The sequence below is a fragment of the Shewanella sp. SG44-6 genome, assembly GCF_014164185.1.
GTDB lineage: Bacteria > Pseudomonadota > Gammaproteobacteria > Enterobacterales > Shewanellaceae > Shewanella > Shewanella vesiculosa.
In genome coordinates, this window is the sequence record NZ_JACJER010000190.1 from 1 (window position 1) to 6,547 (window position 6,547).

Consider the following 6,547-nt stretch of genomic DNA (forward strand, 5'->3'; position numbering starts at 1 on the left):
CGATACCACAGTAGTATGGATGTGAGTTATTATAAAATCTCATTGAGCTTTCTCCTGTTGGTTTAGTCACCTTAAGCATACCGCTGATGCGGCTTGCTAGGGAGGAGGCTCAATGAGTATCAAGTTACTCAAACGGACGCTAAACAGTTGGCTAGCTTCGTTCCTCGCAATTTTAGCCAACAATTTCGCGCCGCTTAGTAAGGCGTTGAGGCTGTAGAATTTCTCTTTTTATTGAAAAATAGCCATTTTTTAGGGTTCCAAATGCATTACCTAGTGTCTTAAAAGCGCTTAGGATTGATTTGAGGAGCTCGTTTTTTAATTAAATATAGCTGTTAGAGTTATTCTACAGCCTCGTTATGTGTCTTGGAGATATGGGTATTTTTGAAATCTTTATGTTAGCTTATTTGCCCATTGGCACGCTTGTCTTGAATAAGTGGCGGAAACGAATTTATTTATCAAACGGCAAGCAACGAGGCTTATATCTTTTGGTTTCAATTGCTATGGGCGTATTACCATTTATTTATGTTAGTAGTATTCAAATAGAGCGGTCAGCTTTAGGTGTTGTACTTGTAGGTATTGGTTTTTTCTGGTTTGCAATTGTAGGCTCTCGAAGCACAGCCACATAACAAGAGACTATGGATTTCTTGACAAAAGATTATATAAATATTTAAATGTCATATATCGACTACGAATGTTCACTATCTGAGATGTGATTTTTCGACTAGTTATTGATTATAATGAATTTTAATTTTATTTTGTGTCTGGTTTCTTGGGTTCAAATCCCTATCCCTCCGCCACATTCAAATAAAAAGGCCCGCTATTTATAGCGGGTCTTTTTATTGGGCGAAAGATAGGACTTTGAGCCCAAGAGCTCCACTTTGTTACAAACAAGCCATTACTCAGCAACCTCAAAAAAACAACCTGATTTGCTGATATCCATTAAATAATATGCCTTTAAGCCAACCATCTTCTCTTAAGTACAAAACAAACCTGCACTCTTTAAGGACCTTATTCAATGTGTTCGGCCGAATATAGCACGTCAAATAGTGTTAAATTTAGGCTTATTAACTAAATAATGACAGTGTTATTTTTAACAAAACACTTTTAACAAAACGGCAACCATTGTACAATTTTGTGGCAACAAGTGGGCTCGAATAGTTGCTGAAATAGATAAAATTTCGGCAAGACCTACACAGGAATAATAATTTAAGTCGAAGGAATCGATATGAGAATTGTTTATTTAATGCTTACCCTTTTGTCTTTTCAAGCTATAGCTCTTGAAGACAAAGATTTTGTAAAAACTTATGACCTCAATAAAAACCACTATTACTTAAGCACTGGATTTAAAAACTATGAACATTTTAATCACTTTTCAGTCAAAGCTGGTACTTTTTTTCAAGCTTGTAATGACAATGGACTACAGCCTTGGGTAATAAAGCATGGTGAGGTCGTACCACAATTACTATGGGAGGATGGTTCAAAATACATTAACTGTTCATCAATTCAACAGGTAAATAACAATACATATCAGCTAAGTAAAGATGAAGTTTTATTTAATCCTTTTCCAACGAATAATATATTTGTTACGGATGGAACAATCCAAGGAACTCGAATATTCAACGAGTTTGAATTAATAAAAGAAAGCATTGGGACGTTTAAAGATCCTGTTGAAATCCCTCAAAACATATTGAAAATTGGGAATGACAACTACCTTTACTCACTGCCTGATGGTAACTATTTATTCAATATAACAACGAAAAAAAGCCATAAATTTCATAATTTAGAGCGTTTTTACAATCAAAGAGAGTGCTCACTTTGGGGATCTTCGGTAGTTTGCATATTGGAAGGTAAACTTTACATTTCAGATGGAACAGTAAACGGAACAAGGTTAATTTATGAATCTGATGACGAAGACCGATATAACTTTTCTGACACCAACAAACAAGATGAATTTGTTACTCTTACTTTATTAGGGGAACAATCTAAACTCATTAAAATAAATATTGAAACAGGTGAGAAGCATACTTTATACGAGGCGAGTGAGAAATGGTTTTTATCCAAGAAAATCATACATACCAATGACGCTTCATTTTTTGTAGCATTAGCCATAAGCTCACTAAATGAATCAGAACTCACATATAATTTATTCAAATATAATAATCAAACTAAAAAATCAGATTTTATCTATAGAGATAAAGTGGAAAATTATTGGGGCGACTTATCAATATACTATATAAAAGATCAACTATTAATAAAAGGTAATAGCAATCCTCACTCTAACAATCCAGACGATTTCTTTTCATTAAGCAGTGATAATACGTTATCAGAAATAAAATTACCAGCTAATGAAAATCAAGTAGGATACATAAATCAAACAGATAATGAGATTTACTTTTACTGCGCTAATAATGGTGAACATATAAAGGCTTACTCGCCAGAAACAATGACATTTTCGGATACATTTTTTAGTCAAATAAATTATATCTCTCAATCATTTGTCCATGACAACAAATTATTTGTTGATAAAATCTTAAAAGAAGCTAGTTATGGAAATGGATTACATATATTCAACAATATCACTAAAACATTTGACTATGTTTCAAGCGTAGAGAAAGGTACGCGTACAGTTTCAAGTGACATTCGTTTTTCTAGTATGAATAATTCAGATATTTTTGCTTATGGTTGGTTAGATGAAGAAATAAAACCTTTAGAAAAATTAGGTTTTAATGAAAGAAATGGAAACCATGTATTTTTTAAAATGTCGGTTGAAAATGGGGTGGAAGTAATTAACCAAACCTTACCTACCGATTATCCGAAATACGGAAATAACGCTATAACAAATATAGAAAATGATGTCTTTTATTTGTTAAATGGAAAAGTAAACAAGTATGATAACTCAGCTCAATCTTCGAGTGAAGTATTTAATTATGACAGAGATATTACTGGTGGCTGGATAAATAAGTTATTATTCACAGATGAAAATAGATTGTTTGTAGAAGCTAGCGCTAACGAATTAAGAGTTATTGATACACAATCAAGTAAATCTTTCTCAACTAGTGATTTGGGTTTAGAAGCTGATTCGGTGTACCAGTGCGGGCAACTTGTATCCCAGAAGTTTTCATATGATACTGAAACGAAAATGAACTTTCACAAATGGAATGGCAGTCAATATACTCTTAAACAATCAATAGGCCTCCTATCCAGCAGTTATGATGTATATCACTTAGATAATAAAAATGCTAAATTTTATTACCTTAAAGCAATATATAATCAAGATTATGTTCCTAAGCAAACACTTTCAATTTATTCTTTCGATTGCCAAACTGAAAAATCTGAAAAGCTATATTCGCTTGAAGAAGATGAAAATACTCAAGATATACAGTATCTTGATAATAAAATAATATTCTCAAGCTATTTATATGGAGCTAATGGTTACACTTCGAAGTTGCAATCTTTAGATCTTAACACAAAAAACTTGACGATTTTACATGATGACTATTCTCAGTTTAATTCTGCCTCTATGTTTTATACGAATAAGGGCGCGTATCATTTCAAATTAGAGGATGGAAAATTTAGATTTTCTTTGATCTCAAATAATACCAGTACTGAACTGAGTAGTTTGAATATCTCCAATATGTTTATGTCTATTTCACCATTCACGCTTGATAATGACCCAAAGAGCTGGATATTTCTACCCGTTACACTTTTAGATGGACTGCTTCAATTAGCAGTATATATGCCTGAGTATGACCGTTGGCACACAATAAAAATTCCAAACGTTTATAATGAAACAACTTTTATTTCGCAAAGTTTTTATTTGGACGGACATTATTATTTCCCATATGAATCTTACCCATATGGCTACGAAATGTTTACTGTAAATCAAAACTGCTTAGTATCTCAAGTTGTTCACGATGAACAATGTAAAACACCGTACGAAAATAGGCCTCCCATCATGCTAAATATTGATAGCCCAACGTTGGAAGCTAATCAGTATCTTTATATTCCAACCAGAGCATGGGATGAAGACATGGATAAGTTAACATACTCTATTAGCCAAACACCTAGCTGGGTGAAGTTTAACTCTGAAAATGGAGAAATTTATGGTCAAATTCCAGCAGATTTCAATACAAATATAGACAATATCATTGTCACTGTTTCAGATGGCACACAAATAACATCCAGTTTGCCATTTTCTATTAATATCAAAACCGATGATGGGGGAGATGGTAATACTGACACTAACGAAAACGATGGAAGTAATGAGACAGACCTACCAACACCTGATAACTCTGACAAAAGCGGTTCATCTGGCGGTACAATGTTCGTTGAAATGTTATTAATCATTCTTGTACTGCTATCGAGACAAAAAATGTTGGTAAACTATATCAATTATAAAATACGAAGAAATAGGACCAAGCTTAATAGCTTTCGATGAAACAGACCTTTTGAAAGAGCAAGTTAAGAACTGCGCGAAACGGTTAGTCTAGCGATATGGTTATAAACGGGAGAATCTCTCATTGAGATCTCTCCCAATGTTTAAATAACAATAAACAGGGCTGTAAAAATTAATGTTCGCTGCTGAATAGACTACTAATTTAACAAGAATTATTTAACTATTTTGATTGAAATTGATGAACTGAGTACATTGAGCATAACTATCACCAAAACAATGAAAACGAATTATGTTAATTGCCAATATATGGCTTGGTTTTATTGGTTGGGAAACTTTAAAATGATATCAATCAAGTATTTTATTATTATTCTGGCCGTAATTAGCTTCTGCGTTTGGCCGAGTAATTATAAGTCTACTTATATAACAAGAGTAAATGCAACAAGCTACGATGTAGAAATACAAGTTAAAGCAAGTGAAATATACGGTATGTACAAAATTGATGTAAAGATAGGAAGTATTCCAAAAAAATTTCATTGTTTAAAATTACATAAAGTAGATCTTGGTATTTATGGTGATAAAGGACCAATTGCTATTACCCCTTTAAATTTGAATTCTGACGGTGATTTATATTATTCTTTTTATTTGAAAAAGGATATTTTGGTAAGAACAAGTATTGGGATAAACTATTCCAATACCTTGAGTGAAAGCCAATGTGAGCAATTGTCTTTGAATGCGTTTATCGTTGAGTTGTCAGCTTGGAAAACAAGCAATTCGGATGTTTTACAATTAGATGAGGAATAACCCATAAAGTATTCAGCTGAAAAGTATATAAAACAATTTTTAAAGGCTCATAATTATTGACTTTTTCACCTTCAGGAATAAAGTCAATCTTAGTTAGCAATTGCAGACTTTGAAGGTATTAATCCGTGCAAATAAATGAATTTAAACGACTATTTTAACTACTCAATTTGAGAGCCTGGGTTCAAATCCCTCCGCCACATTCAGCGGGGAAGCCTCATCAGCAATGATGGGGCCTTTTTTGTGATAGAATCAGCTTTTTTGATTACTGCGTAATTACACGAGAATTTTAATGTTTTCAGTTTGTGTTAATTCATTCTATACATAGTTTATGTATTCATTTAACGCTATATGCCGCATTACTAAATGTAATTCTGTGTAATCGTTGAGGCATACATGCTGACTTTATTTATTGAGAAATAGTTACTCGAAGTATTGAGGTACTTTCCTATATAAGCCATTATTTACTGGCTAGATTGCGCTTAACCGAATGAACTGATTTATATACAGGTATAAATAGATTTAGCTTAATTACAATGAAACTACTCATTAGGTAAGCCTAAAGTCGTAATGTAGATTTATTTCGGAAAGTATAATTGATTGATAATATTGCAAATAAATATTATCGCTTGTTTTTCAAACGACATTAACGCACAACCTCGGTTGATTTGGGAATATTGAGAGTATTTTATCACTTTACATCAAAGACATAGAAAATGTAGGATGATATAAATCAATAACTTGAATAGCGGACTTTATCGGGCGAGCCGTTCAATAATCTGTTATGCAAAGTGGGTAAATGACCAAATTTTGGATTAATCATAAAATCGATATTGTCATTTTAGCTGTAATACTTTTAAGTATATCGGTTTGGTTTTTTCATGTCTGGTCAGATGAAAATATCGCAGAAATAGATTTAAGTAATAGCGCTATCTCATGTGAACTAAATGGAAAGTTTAGTACCTATTCAGTTCGATTTTCAAAAAATGGCACAGACTATTTCATGACTAAAAAATACAATTTTTGCGAATTGTACAGAGATGAAATACGTGGTAAATCAATAAAGGGGGAGTACCTTAAAGGTAATAACCTGTTGAAAAAGATTGAGGTCGATGGTGCTAGCTATCATGAGCAGTTAGCACTTAGTGCTTACTTTTCTGGCCTACTATTAGCATCGCTCTGCTGGGTATTTATTCGAACCCCCATAAAGTGGGTTGCACTTAAAATGCATAATCGGGTAGCCAGAGGTATCTAGCCTCCAGCCCCCACACCACCCTGCATGCGGCTCCGCACAGGGCGGTTCATTTAGAACACCTAACTAGCTTTCTGGTTAGGATATTGAACTGCGATCCA

4 protein-coding genes are annotated in these 6,547 nt (G+C 33.2%); all 4 read left to right on the forward strand.

Annotated elements, in window-relative coordinates; translation table 11 throughout:
* Positions 1-371: 371 nt before the first annotated feature.
* The 4 genes from H5185_RS20675 (at position 372) to H5185_RS20690 (ending at position 6,449) form a co-directional block, all read left to right on the forward strand.
* The gene (locus H5185_RS20675) at positions 372-626 is read left to right on the forward strand and encodes a hypothetical protein (RefSeq protein ID WP_182743043.1); all 255 of its coding nucleotides are present in this window, start codon (positions 372-374) and stop codon (positions 624-626) included.
* A 599-nt stretch (positions 627-1,225) separates the two neighbouring features.
* The gene (locus tag H5185_RS20680; protein ID WP_182743044.1) at positions 1,226-4,438 is read left to right on the forward strand and encodes a putative Ig domain-containing protein; all 3,213 of its coding nucleotides are present in this window, start codon (positions 1,226-1,228) and stop codon (positions 4,436-4,438) included.
* Between the two features lie 297 nt (positions 4,439-4,735).
* Complete coding sequence (locus H5185_RS20685; protein ID WP_182723592.1) at positions 4,736-5,197, forward strand: hypothetical protein; 462 nt, start codon at positions 4,736-4,738, stop codon at positions 5,195-5,197.
* A 796-nt stretch (positions 5,198-5,993) separates the two neighbouring features.
* Positions 5,994-6,449, forward strand: a complete 456-nt coding sequence (locus H5185_RS20690) for a hypothetical protein (RefSeq protein WP_182743045.1) — start codon at positions 5,994-5,996, stop codon at positions 6,447-6,449.
* Positions 6,450-6,547: the final 98 nt, after the last annotated feature.

What these genes read in the sequence shown, in the direction of transcription:
- H5185_RS20675 (WP_182743043.1), top strand. Translation starts at nt 372, where the DNA reads ATGGGTATTTTTGAAATCTTTATGTTAGCTTATTTGCCCATTGGCACG.
- H5185_RS20680 (WP_182743044.1), top strand. Translation starts at nt 1,226, where the DNA reads ATGAGAATTGTTTATTTAATGCTTACCCTTTTGTCTTTTCAAGCTATA.
- H5185_RS20685 (WP_182723592.1), top strand. Translation starts at nt 4,736, where the DNA reads ATGATATCAATCAAGTATTTTATTATTATTCTGGCCGTAATTAGCTTC.
- H5185_RS20690 (WP_182743045.1), top strand. Translation starts at nt 5,994, where the DNA reads ATGACCAAATTTTGGATTAATCATAAAATCGATATTGTCATTTTAGCT.